Source organism: Amycolatopsis sp. NPDC051716 (assembly GCF_040681595.1).
In the GTDB taxonomy this organism is placed as follows: Bacteria; Actinomycetota; Actinomycetes; order Mycobacteriales; family Pseudonocardiaceae; genus Amycolatopsis.
Map to the genome: position 1 here is coordinate 267,594 of NZ_JBFAZA010000001.1, position 14,544 is coordinate 282,137.

Annotated in this window: 16 protein-coding genes; 7 read left to right on the forward strand and 9 right to left on the reverse strand. The window is 71.2% G+C overall.

The features are described from left to right. Positions 1-13 precede the first annotated feature (13 nt). Entirely contained in the window at positions 14-169 is a 156-nt protein-coding gene (locus AB0M30_RS01335) for a hypothetical protein (protein WP_003079060.1), read from the reverse strand. After that, the gene (locus AB0M30_RS01340; RefSeq protein ID WP_364578751.1) at positions 169-1,227 is read right to left on the reverse strand and encodes a class E sortase; all 1,059 of its coding nucleotides are present in this window, start codon (positions 1,225-1,227) and stop codon (positions 169-171) included. Before AB0M30_RS01340 ends, AB0M30_RS01335 begins: the two co-directional genes overlap by 1 nt. Before the next feature lie 240 nt (positions 1,228-1,467). On the opposite strand from AB0M30_RS01340, the gene crgA reads away from it, so the two are divergent. After that, positions 1,468-1,734: a cell division protein CrgA gene (gene crgA, locus AB0M30_RS01345; RefSeq protein WP_043787021.1), complete on the forward strand. Its 267-nt coding sequence runs from the start codon at positions 1,468-1,470 to the stop codon at positions 1,732-1,734. 70 nt (positions 1,735-1,804) lie between these two features. Then, on the forward strand, positions 1,805-2,218 hold the full coding sequence (locus tag AB0M30_RS01350) for a PH domain-containing protein (protein ID WP_364578406.1): 414 nt from the start codon (positions 1,805-1,807) through the stop codon (positions 2,216-2,218). Here AB0M30_RS01350 and AB0M30_RS01355 read toward each other — a convergent pair. Then, on the reverse strand, positions 2,215-3,174 hold the full coding sequence (locus AB0M30_RS01355; RefSeq protein ID WP_364578408.1) for a rhomboid family intramembrane serine protease: 960 nt from the start codon (positions 3,172-3,174) through the stop codon (positions 2,215-2,217). The two genes, AB0M30_RS01350 and AB0M30_RS01355, sit on opposite strands and share 4 nt — an antisense overlap. Before the next feature lie 31 nt (positions 3,175-3,205). Continuing rightward, positions 3,206-3,730, reverse strand: a complete 525-nt coding sequence (locus tag AB0M30_RS01360; RefSeq protein ID WP_199191279.1) for a peptidylprolyl isomerase — start codon at positions 3,728-3,730, stop codon at positions 3,206-3,208. 89 nt (positions 3,731-3,819) lie between these two features. Here AB0M30_RS01360 and AB0M30_RS01365 point away from each other — a divergent pair, with 89 nt between their 5' ends. Continuing rightward, positions 3,820-4,356 (forward strand): hypothetical protein, encoded by a 537-nt coding sequence (locus AB0M30_RS01365; protein ID WP_364578411.1) that lies wholly within the window; start codon positions 3,820-3,822, stop codon positions 4,354-4,356. A 69-nt stretch (positions 4,357-4,425) separates the two neighbouring features. On the opposite strand, the gene AB0M30_RS01370 is transcribed toward AB0M30_RS01365, so the two are convergent. Next, the gene (locus AB0M30_RS01370; protein ID WP_103338176.1) at positions 4,426-4,878 is read right to left on the reverse strand and encodes a hypothetical protein; all 453 of its coding nucleotides are present in this window, start codon (positions 4,876-4,878) and stop codon (positions 4,426-4,428) included. Between the two features lie 146 nt (positions 4,879-5,024). Then, positions 5,025-5,555, reverse strand: a complete 531-nt coding sequence (locus AB0M30_RS01375) for a DUF2020 domain-containing protein (protein ID WP_364578414.1) — start codon at positions 5,553-5,555, stop codon at positions 5,025-5,027. 82 nt (positions 5,556-5,637) lie between these two features. On the opposite strand from AB0M30_RS01375, the gene AB0M30_RS01380 reads away from it, so the two are divergent. The 3 genes from AB0M30_RS01380 to AB0M30_RS01390 are packed head-to-tail and all read left to right on the forward strand — an operon-like array spanning position 5,638 to position 8,382. Beyond that, positions 5,638-6,288: a hypothetical protein gene (locus AB0M30_RS01380; RefSeq protein WP_364578417.1), complete on the forward strand. Its 651-nt coding sequence runs from the start codon at positions 5,638-5,640 to the stop codon at positions 6,286-6,288. Between the two features lies 1 nt (position 6,289). Further along, positions 6,290-6,928, forward strand: coding sequence for a pyridoxal 5'-phosphate synthase (locus AB0M30_RS01385; protein WP_364578420.1), 639 nt, complete (start codon positions 6,290-6,292; stop codon positions 6,926-6,928). A gap of 56 nt (positions 6,929-6,984) precedes the next feature. Continuing rightward, positions 6,985-8,382: an alpha/beta fold hydrolase gene (locus tag AB0M30_RS01390; protein ID WP_364578423.1), complete on the forward strand. Its 1,398-nt coding sequence runs from the start codon at positions 6,985-6,987 to the stop codon at positions 8,380-8,382. On the opposite strand, the gene AB0M30_RS01395 is transcribed toward AB0M30_RS01390, so the two are convergent. Continuing rightward, positions 8,360-9,580 (reverse strand): cytochrome P450, encoded by a 1,221-nt coding sequence (locus tag AB0M30_RS01395; RefSeq protein WP_364578425.1) that lies wholly within the window; start codon positions 9,578-9,580, stop codon positions 8,360-8,362. The genes AB0M30_RS01390 and AB0M30_RS01395 overlap by 23 nt on opposite strands. 99 nt (positions 9,581-9,679) lie before the next feature. Here AB0M30_RS01395 and AB0M30_RS01400 point away from each other — a divergent pair, with 99 nt between their 5' ends. After that, positions 9,680-12,793 carry a BTAD domain-containing putative transcriptional regulator gene (locus tag AB0M30_RS01400; protein WP_364578427.1) on the forward strand — a complete coding sequence of 1,038 codons (3,114 nt, stop codon included), beginning with the start codon at positions 9,680-9,682 and terminating at the stop codon, positions 12,791-12,793. Here AB0M30_RS01400 and AB0M30_RS01405 read toward each other — a convergent pair. Next, positions 12,777-13,520: an ABC transporter permease gene (locus AB0M30_RS01405; protein WP_103338182.1), complete on the reverse strand. Its 744-nt coding sequence runs from the start codon at positions 13,518-13,520 to the stop codon at positions 12,777-12,779. The two genes, AB0M30_RS01400 and AB0M30_RS01405, sit on opposite strands and share 17 nt — an antisense overlap. Beyond that, positions 13,517-14,452: an ATP-binding cassette domain-containing protein gene (locus AB0M30_RS01410; RefSeq protein WP_364578431.1), complete on the reverse strand. Its 936-nt coding sequence runs from the start codon at positions 14,450-14,452 to the stop codon at positions 13,517-13,519. Before AB0M30_RS01410 ends, AB0M30_RS01405 begins: the two co-directional genes overlap by 4 nt. Between the last annotated feature and the right edge of the window lie 92 nt (positions 14,453-14,544).

The window sequence follows — 14,544 nt, forward strand, 5'->3', positions numbered from 1 at the left end:
GGCGGGTTCCGGCTCAGTTGACGGCGACCTCGTTGAACCACAGCCGCGGCTCCAGCCACGGGAACACCACGAACATCAGCAGCGCGACCACGCCGAGCGCCAGCACGACCGCGATCGTCAGCTTCGCCGCGAACGGACCGGGGAGCTTCCGCCAGATCCAGGCGTACATCAGGCCTCCCCGATCTTCGAGAGCAGGTCGCCGTAGTCCTTGACCTGGTTCTTCGGCACCTGCTGGGTCAGCACCGAGGTGATGATGAGCCGCTCCTTGGCGGAGAACTGCGGGTGGCAGGTGGTGAGCGTGAGCAGCGCGGCCTGCTGGGCCTTCGGCAGCACCTCGGCGCCCTTGTACGGGACCGGGTTCACCGCGGTGCCCTGGCTGGGCAGCACGACCTTGCGGCCGAAGGTCTCGCTGTAGGCGCCGCCGTCCTCGGCGTTCTGGTCACGCAGGGTGGAAACGCCCTTGCACTTCGGATCGGCGCCCTTGCCGCCGGCCCAGTCCTTCATCTCGTCGTCGTAGGGCAGGACCTTGTAGATGTAGAAGTCGCTGGAGGTTTCGATCACGATCTGGTCACAAGAGGAGAGGTTGTCCAGGTCGTTGAACGGGGCACCCTTGCCGACGCGGTGGCCGGCCACCGCGAAGTTGCCGGGCTCGCCGGGCAGCGACGTGCCCTTGTAGTGGCCAGGGCCGACTTCGAGGGCCGCGTCGTCCGTGCCCTCCTGGATGGTGAAGTTGTAGTCGACGCCGAAGCTGGGGATGTGGATGCGGGCGAACGCCTTGCCGTCGACCAGCTCGGGGTGCAGCGTGCGGTCGTGCGCCCACTCGCCGTCGAGCTGGTCACTCGCCTCGGACTGCTTGCCCGCCGAGAACAGGTCGGTCACGTACAGCTCGTAGACCATGAACAGCAGCACGACCAGGCCCAGCGTGATGAGGATCTCGCCGGCCGTCCGGATCGCGACACCGCCCTTGCCGAGCTCGGCCGGGGCGGGCTTCTCCTCGGTCGCGGTGCCGCCCTTCCCGACCGGGGCGAAGATGACCGTCTCCTCGTTCGCGCCGGGCGGCGGGGTCGGGCCGGTGTAGCGGCGGGGCGGCTGCCCTTGCGGAGGCCGGGGCGGCCGGCCCTGAGCGCCGCGCTGGGGCGGCCGGGGTGGCACCTGGCCACGCGGGGGCGTGGCGGGACGCCCCGGTGACGGTGGCTGGCGCGGCGGCACGGGCTCGCGCGGGGGCATGGGCTGTCCGGGGTATCTGCGCCGGTCGTCGTCCGGTCCTTCGCGCGTAGCCACGCAAGCTCCTCTCAACCCGCGTCGAACCCTGGGTGACGCCCTTGTCACGGTCCGGGAAATCCGACCACTCCTGGCCGCTGCTTTCCTGCGGTCGTTTACGTTAACGTGTGCACGTGGCGCCGGTTGCGCACCCTCAGCGGGACATCGCCACCAGACGAGCCCGAAGAGCACCGCGAGGAACACACGATGCCCAAGTCCAAGGTCCGCAAGAAGACCGCATACACCCCGCCTGCCGACCGGCGCACGCCGGTGAAGGTGCGGGCCGCCGGCCCGACCGGCCTGGCCTGGAAGATCCCCATGTTCGGGCTGATGCTGCTCGGCCTGGTGTGGCTGCTGGTCAACTACATCGCCGGGGACAAGATCTCCTGGATGGCCGACCTCGGCAACTGGAACTTCGCCGGCGGGTTCGCGCTGATGATCGCGGGTCTCCTGATGACGATGCGCTGGCGCTGATTATTACTCCGATCAGCGGCTTGACGTCGAATTACAGTGGTGTGACTCATCCCCAGTGTGGATAACCCCTGTGGATAACTACCCCACCTCCTGGGCGCCTCGTCAGGCCGTTGTGGTATCGGCTTGGGCGGTCACCGCGTTGCTGCTGGCCGGCGTGGTCACCGACGCGCTGACCGGCGACCGCGGCGGCCTGGTGCTGTTCGCCCTCGCGGCCGTCGCCACCGGCGCGTTCGCCGCCCACGCCACGATCGTCCGGCCCCGGCTGGCCGCCGACACCGAGGGCCTGGTGGCCCGGACGCTGGGCGGCACGCACCGGCTGCCGTGGGCGCAGACGCGCACCCGGCTGCGCACCACCCGCCGGATGGGCCGCGACGGCGTCACGCTCGAGATCGAGCACGAAGACGAGCTGTACGTCTTCGGGTGGCTCGACCTCGGCGAGGATCCCCGGGACGTCCTGGACGTCCTCAGCACGCTGCGGAGCTAAGCGCAGACGTAGTACCGGCCGAACGGGAACTGCACGAACTGGCAGGTCTCCGGCGGGAACTGCGAGGCCCGGTAGACGATCAGGCCGATGATCGCGACGGTGACGATCGCGATGCCGATCGCCTGCCAGCGCACCTGGCCGATTTCCGGGGCGTAGAGCAGCGCGACGGTGACCAGCGCCCCGGTCACCAGGCCGCCGATGTGCCCGAAGATCGAAATGCCCGGGATGCCGAAGGTGATGAAGGCGTTCAGCGCGAGCGTGATGATCAGGCCGGTGGGGTTGAGCCGCAGCTTGACCACGGTGACCGCGTAGGCGCCCATGAGGCCGAACAGCGCACCGGAGGCGCCCGCCGTGCCGGGGTACCCGGCGGGGTCGCCGAACAGCAGCACCGACGCCGAGGCGCCGAGCATGGAGACGAAGTAGAGCGCCAGGTAGCGGCCGCGGCCGGTGACCTGCTCCAGCGACCGGCCCATCATCCACAGCGAGAACATGTTGACCGCGATGTGGATGGGTCCGTAGTGCAGGAATCCGTTGGTCAGGATGCGCCACCACTCGCCGTGGCCGAGGGTCGCATCGCCGTAGAGGGCGCCGTACTGGAAGGCCGGCGCCAGTTCGTTGTCAGTCAGGCTGCCCGCCTGGACGACCGTGAGCAGGAAGACCAGGACGTTCACCGCGAGGATGACCTGGGTGACGAGCACCGACTGGGACAGCCGCGCGCCGAAGACGGTGCGCTGGCCGAAGCCGGATTCCTGGTAGCCGCGGTGCTGACGGCGCTGCTCCTGGCCGCCGGCGTGCACGCAGTCGGTGCACTGGAAGCCGACGGGGGCTTCGCGGAGGCAGTCCGGGCACGCCGGACGCCCGCACCGGGAACAGCTCAGTCCGGTCGGGCGGTTCGGGTGCCACCAGCACCCGGGGAGCGCGGCTTGTTCGGCGGCGGGGTTCGGCGGTTGGTTCACGATGCAACCAACCTACCGAAACCCGGTCCGCTCAGCCTTCGTGGTCGATCGTGACCTTCTCGATGACGATGTCGGTCAGCGGGCGGTCCGCCGGGCCGGTCGACGTCCGCGCGATCGCGTCGACGACGTTGCGCGACTCCTGGTCGGCCACCTCGCCGAAGATCGTGTGCCGGAAGTTCAGGTGCGTGGTCGGCGCGACGGTGATGAAGAACTGCGACCCGTTCGTGCCGGGCCCGGCGTTGGCCATCGCCAGCAGGTACGGCTTGCTGAACTGCAGCTCCGGGTGGAATTCGTCGCCGAACTTGTAGCCGGGGCCGCCGCGGCCGGTGCCGGTCGGGTCGCCGCCCTGCAGCATGAAGCCGTCGATGACCCGGTGGAAGATCGAACCGTCGTAGAACGGGCCGGAGTTCGTCCCCGCCGCGTTGGGCTGGGTGTACTCCTTGGTGCCCTCCGCGAGCCCGACGAAGTTCGCGACCGTCTTCGGCGCGTGGTCCGGGAGCAGGTTCAGGTGGATGTCACCTTGGTTGGTGTGCAGCGTAGCTTTCACGTACCTCATCGTGCCATCTGCGGCGGGCGGCGCAGAAAAGGGGCACGATAGGTTACGGGTAACAGTGCAGTGTCAAAACGAATGATGAGGTGAAGCCCATGTCCCGGGCGACAGCCCAGGCCGTCGAGACCGCCGACAAACTCGTCACCGAGGGTGTCAAGCAGGGGCGGCGCGCGCAGAAGAAGCTCGCGAAGAAGACGGAACTGACCCGCAAGGAGCTCAAGAAGAGCTCGAAGGCCGCTCGCCAGGAGGCGCTCGCGCGCCTGTCCGAGCTGCGCAAGCCGGGTCGCAAGGCGAAGAGGGCCGCCATCAAGGCCGCGAAGGCGGCCGGCGAGTCGAAGCGCCGCGGCAAGAAGGACTTCAAGGCGGCGAAGAAGGACTTCTACGCCGCTCTGTCCGAGGCCAAGTCGGCCGCCAAGGGCACCCGCAGCCGGCGCAAGTGGCCGTGGCTGCTGGGCCTGGTCGTGGTCGGCGCGGGCGCCGCCTACGCACTGCGGTCGAAGCAGGAGCCGCCGGTCGCCCCGGCGCCGCCGAAGGCCACCCCGCCCGCGCCGAAGCCCGCCGAACCGGCGAAGCCGACCGCGCAGGCGAACGGCAAGGCGCCGTCCGCGGCGCCCGCCGAAAAGAAGAACTGAACAAGACGCGAAGAGGCCCCCGGGGGGTGCAGCCGGGGGCCTCTTCAGTCTTGCGGTGGTTCAGGCTGATCAGACGGCAGCGGCGTGCTTGTCGATCAGCTGGCCGAGACGCGGCAGCGCCTCTTCGACGTTCTTCTTGCCGTTCGGGCGCAGCTTGCCGTAGACCTTCTTGATGCTGTCGCGGCTGCTCTTCTCCGCGCGGGAGTCGGTGACGCTCAGCAGCGCGTCGGAAGCCTCGTCCGAGCGGCTGGACAGGTAGGCGCCGAAGTCGTTGCCGCCCTTGGCGCGGTAGTCGCCGTAGAACGGCTCGAGCGCGGAGGCGAAGTCCGGCAGCAGCGTGTCGACGGCCGAGGGGATGATGCCGGGCTTGATCTTCTTGACCGCGGCGAAGCCGGTCTTCACGACGGCACCCGAGACGCCGCCCTTGTCGGAGACCTCGGCGTCGACGAGGGTCTCGAAGTCGGAGACGACAGCCGGGCGACGGCCGGAGTCGAGCAGGATTTCCTTGAGGGTGTCAGCCACGAATCTTGTCCTTTGTCGTTGCAGAGTTGGTGCCCCGCCCCGGGGTGGGGATCCCCGGTGGCTGCGGTGCGCGAGTCCACGAAGCCTGCGCGTGACGCACAGGGTAATACAAGATCAACATCACTCACCCGTGTGGAGGTCGCTACCTAGAGCTTCAGGGCAGCGATAGCCTTCTTGACCACTGTGCGTGCCTTGACGCTCTGCTTCTGGTTCGTCGACGCGATGACCGCCGCCGGCCCCTTCGCCACCGCGTAGACGGCGCCGTCGTCGGTCGACAAATAGCCCCCCTTCCAGCCGGAAGGGTCGCTCGCCGGGTTGGACGAGTCGACCGGCGCCGCCTTGTTGACCAGCGCCGTCGCCGTCTTCGCGTCCCCGACGTACACCCGGACGGTGAGCTGGATCTTCCCGTCCGGGCGATAGAAGAAGCACGCCGGGTGCGGCTGGTCGGCGGACACGCGCACCTTCGACACGTGCTGGCCGTTCGCCTCGGCCACGACTTCGCTGCCGAGGTACGGGCAGTCCTCCGTCGCGCCCGGCTGGGGGTCCGGGGGCAGGCTGCCGGTGCCCGCCGCGGTGGACGCCGAGGGCGGGCTGGGCGTCGCGGTGCCGGTCACGATGGTGGCGCTGCAGCCGGCCAGCAGGGCCACGGCGGGCGCGAGAAGTACGAGTCGTCGCATAGCGCGGACAGTCAACCACGAAGCATGTGTGAAAACCGCTGGCTGACATCGCCTTGACCACCGGGCGTGCGACGATGTCCGCGTGCTCACCCCCGAGCAGTACCTCGGCGCGATGGCCGACCGCATCCAGCGGGCCGGTGGCCGGCTGAACTCCGTGCAGATCGGGCCCGCCACGGCCGTCGTCGGGCTGTTCACCGAGCAGGTGCTGCTCACGACGATGAACTACTGCGTGATCGCCGCCGCCGTCCCGGAGGTCAGCGCCGCGGCGCTGTACGACTTCACCGGCCGCGCGACGCAGCACGCCCGCGCGAACCTGACCGGCACCATGGGCTGGACGGCGGGGTCGGTCGTGATCGCCGGGCTCGTCGGCGGCCGCGTGTACCCGGACGCCGCGCAGGCCGCGTCGGCGAAGTCGGGCAACCAGTTCGGCGGCGAAACGCGGATGGTCGCGGTGGACCTCTCCGCCGGGCAGCTGTACGCGTTCGTCGGCGGCAAGCTCTGGGGCGCGGCGATGCAGGGTTCGGTCAACGCCAAGCTGACGTACTGCTTCCCGCAGCCCGCCGAGGTCTACCAGCAGGTCCAGTGGCAGCAGGCGCAGCGGCAACCGCAGCACCCGATGCCCGCGCCGGCGCCGCAGGTGCCGTTGCCGCCGTACGCCGGCCCGGCCGGTCCGCAGCCGCCGGTCTACCCACCGCCGGGGCACGCACCCCAGCAGGGTCCGTACGGTTACTGACATGATGCAGTTGCGCGGCTGGCCGTCGTTTCCCGGGGAACTCCCCGTGTTCACGCCGGAAACGGCACCCGCGGACCCGCAAGCGTTGTTCCTCGAGTGGCTCACCGAAGCCGGCGAGCACGTGCTGGCGCCGCACGCCGTCACGTTGTCCACAGTGGATGCCGACGGCGCGCCCGACGCGCGCGTGGTCATCCTCAAGGACGTCGGCCCGGGTGGCTGGGCGGTCGCGACCAGCGCGGAAAGCCCCAAGGGCCGGCAGCTGCACAAGGACCCGCGCGCCGCGTTGACGTTCTTCTGGCCCGGCCGTGGCCGGCAGGTCCGGGTGCGCGGCCCGGTCTCCCCCGCCGCCCTCGAGGTGTCGGCGGCGGACTTCCTCGCCCGGCCGCCGGCGTCCCGCGTCGAGGCGTTCATCGGGCACCAGTCCCAGGTGCTGCACGACCCGGCGGACCTCGAGGCGGCGGCCGCGGAAGCGGAGCGCTGGGTCGGGGAGAACCCGGACGTGGCCCCGGAAACCTGGACGCGGTACCTCGTCGACCCGGACGAAGTCGAGTTCTGGCAGGCCAGTCACGACCGGCGGCACGTGCGGCTGCGGTACCGGAAGTCCGGCGACGGCTGGGTCCGCGAGCGCCTCTGGCCGTGACGGCCGCCCTTTCGGGGGTATGCGGGTTCCGCGCCGGTGTGCGCATGATGCACCCCATGCGCTCGAAGATGCTGACCGCCGGGCTGGTCCTGGCGCTGACCACCGCACTCGGCGGGGTGGCCGTGGCCGACGCGCGTCCCGGGGGACGACCGGCGCTGGCGGATCCGCACCCGTGTCCCGGGCAGCCGGGCTTCACGTGCTCGACCCTGACCGTCCCGCTCGACCACACCGGCCGCGTGGCGGGCACGCTCGCCCTGCCGGTGGCGACCGCGGACAACGCGAACGCGCCCAAGGGCGTCCTGCTGTTCCTCACCGGCGGCCCCGGGCAGGGCGGCGTCGGCACCATCACGCGGATCGCCAAGCTGCGGCTGCCCGAAGTCGCGCAGGACTACCGGATCGTCATGCTCGACCAGCGCGGTACCGGGCCGTCGGGGGCGTTGCGGTGTCCCGGTCTGCAGGCGGAGATGGGCAGTTCGGACATCGCGACCCCGTCGGCCGGCGCGGTGCGGGAGTGCGCGCGCATCCTCGGCGACACGGCACCGCTGTATTCGACCGACCAGAGCGTGGCGGACTTCGACCAGCTCCGGCAGGCACTGGGCGTGCCGAAGCTGGTCGTCGACGGCGTCTCGTACGGCTCCTTCACGGCGGCCCGGTACGCGATCGCGCACCCGGAGCACGTCAGCAAGGTGATCCTCGATTCGGTGCTGCCGCACCACACGACGGCGTCGGCTTCGCTGTACCTGACCGGGCTGACGGCGGAGGCGCGCGTGCTGCGCGCGGCGTGCGCGGTGGCTCCGGCCTGCGGTTTCGACCCGGCCGAGGACTTGGCGTGGGTGGTCCGCCACCGCGGCACGGCGGACGGCGTGCGGATCTTCGACACGGTGGTGTCGTACGAGTTCGCCGACCCGACGTACCGCGCTCCGGCGGCGGGCGACATCATCGGCGCCCTTCACGAAGCCCGCGGCGGCGCCCCCGCTCGCCTCGACGGTCTGCTGGAGGCCTACAAGTCCGGCGGCGACGACCCGGCGGCGTTCAGCGCCGGCCTCCACGCGGCGACGCTGTGCGCGGACGGACGTTTCCCGTGGGGCACCGCGGCGACCCCGCTCGCGCTCCGCCGTCCGCTGCTGTCGCTGGCCGCGCGCACGCTCCCGGAGTCGGCGACCTGGCCGTACACGACCGGCGTGGCGACGCAGCAGGGGTTCATCCAGAGCTGCCTCCCCTGGCCGGCGGAACGCCCGGCGTCGAACCCGTCTTCGCGGCTGCCGGACGTCCCGGTGCTGTTGCTCAACGGCGACCGGGACCTGTCGACGCCGCTGGAGTGGGCGCGCGAGGAAGCGGCCCGCGCCCCGCACGGGCAGTTGGTGATCGTGCCGGGCGAGTCGCATTCGATCCAGAACCGCGAGCGCGGCCACGCGGGGCGGGACGCGGTGCTCAGCTTCCTGCGGTCCACGTGACCGGCAGCTCGTGGACGCCGTAGATGTTCATGTCCGTGCGCAGCTTCACCTCCTCGGCCGGGACGGCCAGCGCCAGGGCCGGGAAGCGGCGCAGCAGGCCTTCGAAGCCGGCGCGCATCTCGATGCGGGCCAGTTGCTGGCCGAGGCACTGGTGGACGCCGTGGCCGAAGGACAGGAGGCCGCGGGCGTTGCGGTGGATGTCGAGCGTGTCCGGGTTTTCGAAGCGCCGGGGGTCGTGGTTGGCCGCCAGCAGCGAGACGACGACCGTCGAGCCCTTGGTGATGGTTTCGCCGCCGAGCTCGAGGTCCTCCGTGGCGTAGCGGAAGAAGATGTCGGCCACGGACAGGTAGCGCAGCAGTTCTTCCACCGCGCCGGGCAGCAGTTCCGCGTCGGCGCGCAGTTCGGCGCACTGCTCGGGGTGCCGCAGCAGCGCGAACGTGCCCAGTGACAGCATGTTGGCCGTCGTCTCGTGGCCCGCGAGCAGCAGCAGGAACGCCGCGCCGGTCAGCTCTTCGATGGTGAGGTCGTCGTGGCGGGCCAGGTCGGACAGGATGTCCTCGCCGGGTTCGGCGCGCTTGCTCGTGACCAGTTCGGACAGGTACGTGTTCAGCGCGACGTACGCGCCCATCTTCTCCTCGAGCGTCTGCTCCCGGAGCATGAACTGGGCCGAGTTCGCCTGGAAGGTGTCCCGATCCGCGTAGGGCACGCCGAGCAGCTCGCAGATCACCAGCGAGGGCACCGGGAGCGCGAACTCCTTGACCAGGTCGACCGGCGGGGCCAGCCGGGCCAGGTGGTCCAGCTGCCGCTCGACGACGTCGCCGATGTGCTCCTCCAGCTGCTTCATCCGCTTGACGGTGAAGGCGCCGGTGAGCTTCCGGCGCAGCCGGCTGTGGTCCGGCGGGTCCATGGCGACGAACATGCCCGGCATCGGCGGGGACGGCTCGGTGGCGGCGGGCATCCCCGTCTCGTACGGCACGTGGATGACGTCGAGGTCCAGCCGGGAGCTGAACCGCGTGTCGGCCATCATCTGCCGGACCTCTTCGTAGCCGCTGACGAGCCAGCCCTCGTGGCCGTCGGGGAACACCAGCGGGCTGACCGGGCGGGCGTCGCGGAGCCGGGTGAGCGCGCTCGGCGGGTCGAAGGGTCCCGCGTCGCGGTCCATGGGGAGTCCGTGCGGGACGTCGGCCGTCTGGCTCATCGGCGTTCCTTTCGTGGTGGGTGCCGACGACGATCGCCGAGCGGGCTGACACGGGCCTGACACGCCTCGGACACCACCGCCCGTGGCAAGATCGGCCGCGTGCAGATCGGGATCCTGGGGCCCTTCGAAGTGCGCACGGCCGACGGCGTGCTCGCCGACGTGCCCGGCGCCCGGCTGCGCGGGCTGCTGGTCGCGCTCGCGCTCGAGCCGGGCCAAGTGGTCCCGAAGGGGACGCTCGTCGACTGGATCTGGGGTGAGCACCCGCCCGCCGAAGCGCCGAATGCCCTGCAGCGCCTGGTTTCCCGGCTGCGCAAGGCCCTGCCCGAAGGGTCGGTCGACGGCCGGCCGACCGGCTACCGGCTGGTGGTGGCACCCGAGGACGTCGACGCCGTGCGCTTCGAACACCTCGTCGGCCAGGCACGCCAGGAAGACGATCCGCGCCGGCTGCGCGAGGCACTCGCCCTCTGGCGCGGTCCGGCCATGCAGGACGTCGAACTGCCGGAAAGCGCGGCGTTCGCGGCCGCGGTCACCCGGCTCGAAGGGCTGCGCCTGGCCGCCTTGGAGGACCGGTTCGACGCGGAGGCCCGGCTCGGCCACGGCGCGGAGCTGGTCACCGAGCTGACCGACCTGGTCGCCGCGCACCCGATGCGGGAACGGCTCGTCGCCGCGTTGATGCGCGCGCTCGTCGCGACCGGCCGCGACACCGAAGCGCTGCTCGTGTACGAGCGCACGCGGGAAACCCTGGCCGACTCCCTCGGCGTCGACCCGTCGCCGGAGCTGTCCGAAGTGCACGTCGCGCTGCTGCGCGGCGAGCTGGGCCGGCGGGAAGAGAGCCGGAAGACCAACCTGCGGGCCGAGCTGACCAGCTACGTCGGCAAGGACGCCGACGTCACCGCGGTCCGCGAACTCGTCACCGAACACCGGCTCACCACGCTGATCGGGCCGGGCGGTTCGGGGAAGACCAGGCAGGCCACGGAAACCGCGCGCACGCTGCTCGGCGACCTGCCGGACGGCGCGTGGCTGGTCGAGCTGGCCGGGATCGGCGCCGGCGACGACGTGGCCCAGGCGACGCTCGGCGCGCTCAAGCTGCGGGACTCGCTCGTCGGCGAGGCACCGGACGCCGAGCCGACGGACCGGGTCATCGCCGCCCTGCGGGAACGTTCGATGCTGCTGGTCCTGGACAACTGCGAACACGTCATCGAGTCCGCGGCGGCCTTCGCGCACCGGGTGCTCGGCGAGTGCCGCCGGCTGCGGATCCTCGCGACGAGCCGGGAGCCGCTCGGCATCACCGGTGAAGCGCTGTGGCAGGTCGCGCCCCTGGCCCTGCCCGCGGAGAACGCGGATCCGGCCGAAATCGAGGCCGCCCCGGCCGTCCGGCTGCTGCGGGACCGGGCCGGCGCGGTGCGCAAGGACCTCGCGGTGGACCTCCGCACCCTGGCGCGCGTCTGCCGCGCGCTGGACGGGATGCCGCTGGCCATCGAGCTCGCCGCGGCGCGCCTGCGCACGATGTCGCTCGACCAGCTCGCCCACCGGCTCGACGACCGGTTCCGCCTGCTGACCGGCGGCAGCCGGACCGCACTCCCGCGGCACCGCACGCTGCGCGCGGTGATCGACTGGAGCTGGGAACTGCTCTCCGACGCCGAACGCCTCGTGCTGCGCCGGCTGTCGGTGTTCTCCGGCGGGGCGAGCCTGGAAGCGGCCGAGCGGGTGTGCGGCGACGACTCGACCGAGGTGCTCGACCTGCTGACCTCGTTGACCGACAAGTCGCTGGTCGTCGTCGTGGGCGACGAGGCACCGCGCTACCGCATGCTCGGCACCATCAAGGAATACGCCCAGCAGCGGCTCGCGGAGGCGGGCGAGGCGGACGTCGCCCGGCGCGCCCACCTCGCGTACTTCACCGAACTCGCCGAGACGGCGGAGCCGCACCTGCGGCGCGCCGAGCAGCTGACGTGGCTCGCCACGCTCGAGGCGGAGCACGACAACCTCACCGCCGCGATGCGCGGGGCGATCGCGGCGGGCGAAGCGGCGGAGGCGATGCGGCTCGCGGCGACCGCCGGCTGGTACTGGTGGCTCGCCGGGCACCGGGCGGAGGGCAACGAGCTGGTCATGGCGGCCACGGCCGTGCCCGGTGAGGTGCCGGACGAGATCCGCGGCGTGGTGTACACGTTCGTCGTCCAGTTCGTGACGGCCGGGCAGCAGAGTGACGAGTACCGCGCGGAGGAGTGGATCCGCAAGGCGTACGAGATCAGCCTCGGCGTCGAAAACCCGCGGCTGGCGTTGCGCTTCGCCGGCTCCCTGGAGCGCCTGCTGCACGGGCCGGACGCGGCGCTGTCGGCGTTCGAACCGCTGCTCGCCGACGAGGACCCGTGGGTGCGTGCGGTGGCCCGGTTGCAGCTGGGCAAGATGCGCATCCAGTTCGGTCACGGCGACCAGGCCGCGGACGCACTCCTCGAGACAGCCGTCGCGGAGTTCCGCGCGCTCGGCGAGCGGTGGGGCACGTCGTTCGCCCTGACCGAGCTGGCGGACCGCATCGCCGTGCGCGGCGAGTTCGCCGAAGCGTGCCAGTACTACGAGCAGGCCGTCGACGTCGTGACCGAGGTCGGCGCCATCGAGGACGTCGTCCGGATGCGGGCGCGGCAGGCCCAGCTGTACTGGCTGCTGGACGACGAGCAGGCGAGCGCGGCCGCCTTGGCCGGGGCCCAGCGGGCCGCGGAGCGCGTGGCCTGGCCGAACGCGCTGGCCGAGCTGGCGCTGGCCAAGGCGGAACTCGCCCGCTGGAGCGGCGACACCGCCCAGGCGCATCGCCAGCTCGACGTCGCGACGTCGATGATGGGCGACGACGTCCAGCGCGCGAACGTCCAGGCCGTGATCCAGGACCTGCTCGGGTACCTCACCGAGGACCTCGGCGAGGCCCGGGCCCACCGCGCGGCGGCGTTCGACGCGGCCACCGAGACGGGCCACCCGCTGACGATCTCGCAGGTCCTCGTCGGCCTCGCGGACCTCGCGCTGCGCACCGGACAGGACGAGCAGGCCGCGCGGCTGCTCGGGGCGAGCGCGGGCGTCCGGGGCCTGCCGGACCGGTCGCACCCGGACGTGGCCCGGATCGGGGAAGCCGCCCGGCGTCGCCTCGGTGACGTGGGGTTCACCGAGGCGACGCGGGCGGGGTCGGGAGCGAGCTGGCCGGAGCTGGCCAAGGTCACGCTCGCTTCTTGAAGGTGGCGGACGCCCACAGGTAGCCGACGACGGCGATCCCGGCGCACCACGCGAGGGCGGCGATCAGCGTGCCGGTGGCCGGTGTGCCGTTGAGCAGCCCGCGCAGGGTTTCGATGATCGGCGTGAACGGCTGGTACTCGGCGAACTGCTTGAGGCCGGGGCCCATCTTGTCCGCCGGCACGATCGCGCTGCTGAAGAACGGGAGCATGATCAGCGGCACCGAAGCCAGGCCGGCCGTTTCCGGGGTCTTCGCCGCCAGGCCCAGCGCGATCGTGAGCCAGCCGGTCGCGAACCCGAGCAGCACGACGACACCGGCCGCGCCGAGCCAGTCGAGGAACCCCGCCGCCGGCTCGAACCCGAGCAGGAAGGCCACGCCCAGGAGGGCCGCGATGGCGACCAGGTTGGTCAGCACACTGGCGACGACGTGCCCGGTCAGCACCGCGCCGCGGGAGACGTCCATGACCTTGAACCGGTTGATGATGCCCTTGGTCATGTCGGAGTTGACGGCGATCGCGGTGGCTCCCAGCCCGTAGCAGACGGCCAGCAGCATCAGTCCCGGCGTCGCGTAGTCGACGTAGTTCACGCCGACGTTGAAGGCGTCCCCGAACATGTAGACGAACATCAGCATGATCACGACCGGCATCACGATCGCGTTGAAGATCGACATCGGATTCCGGGCGATGTGCTTGAAGTTGCGGCGCAGCATCACCATCGAGTGGGACTTCATTTCGCGGGAACCTCCGTGGCGTGGCCCGTCAGGGCGAGGAAGACGTCGTCGAGATCGGGGGTGTGGACGGAGAGCTCTTCGGCGCTGAGCGCGTATTCGTCGAGTCTGTCCAAAAGGGACCGGAGCGATTTCGTGCCGCCGTCGCTGGGCACGCGCAGGGCCATGGCCTCGTCGTCCCGGCTGGCGTCGGTGAGGATGCGCGCGGCCGCGTCGAGCTCGCCGGCGGTGGTGAACCGGAGCCGGACGTGGGTGCCGGGAACTCGGCGCTTGAGTTCGTCGGCCGTGCCCTGGGCGACCAGCCGGCCCTGGTCGAGCACGGCGATGCGGTCGGCGAGCTGATCGGCCTCTTCGAGGTACTGGGTGGTGAGGAAGACAGTCACCCCGTCGGCGACGAGGTCGCGGATGATGGCCCACATGGTCCGGCGGCTGCGCGGGTCGAGGCCGGTCGTCGGCTCGTCGAGGAAGATGATCCGTGGCCGGCCGACGAGCGTCATGGCGAGGTCGAGCTTCCGGCGCATCCCCCCGGAGTAGGTCGACGCGGGCTTGCGCGCCGCCTCGGTGAGGTCGAAGCGCTCCAGCAGCTCGGCGACGGTTTTCTTGCCCCCGCCACGCCGGTTCAGGTCGACCATCAGCTGCAGGTTTTCCTGCCCGGTGAGCAGTTCATCGACGGCGGCGAACTGCCCGGTGACACCGATCGCCGCCCGCACGGCCTTGGCCTCGGTGGCCACGTCGTGCCCGGCGACGCGAACCGTGCCACCGTCGGCTTTCGTCTGGATGGTGAGGACGTTGACGGCCGTGGTCTTGCCGGCCCCGTTCGGGCCGAGCAGGGAGAAAATCGTTCCGGCCTCGACTTCGAGGTCCACGCCGTCGAGGACGGTTTTGTCTTGGTAGGCCTTCCGCAGTCCGGAGGCCGTGATCGCCAGGTCTGTCATGAGAGCCACTGTCGAAGGCCGGCCTGACACCGACCTGACACGAACCTGACCCGGTAGCTCTAAAGTCCGTCGAGGCGCTTCCTTCGACAGCG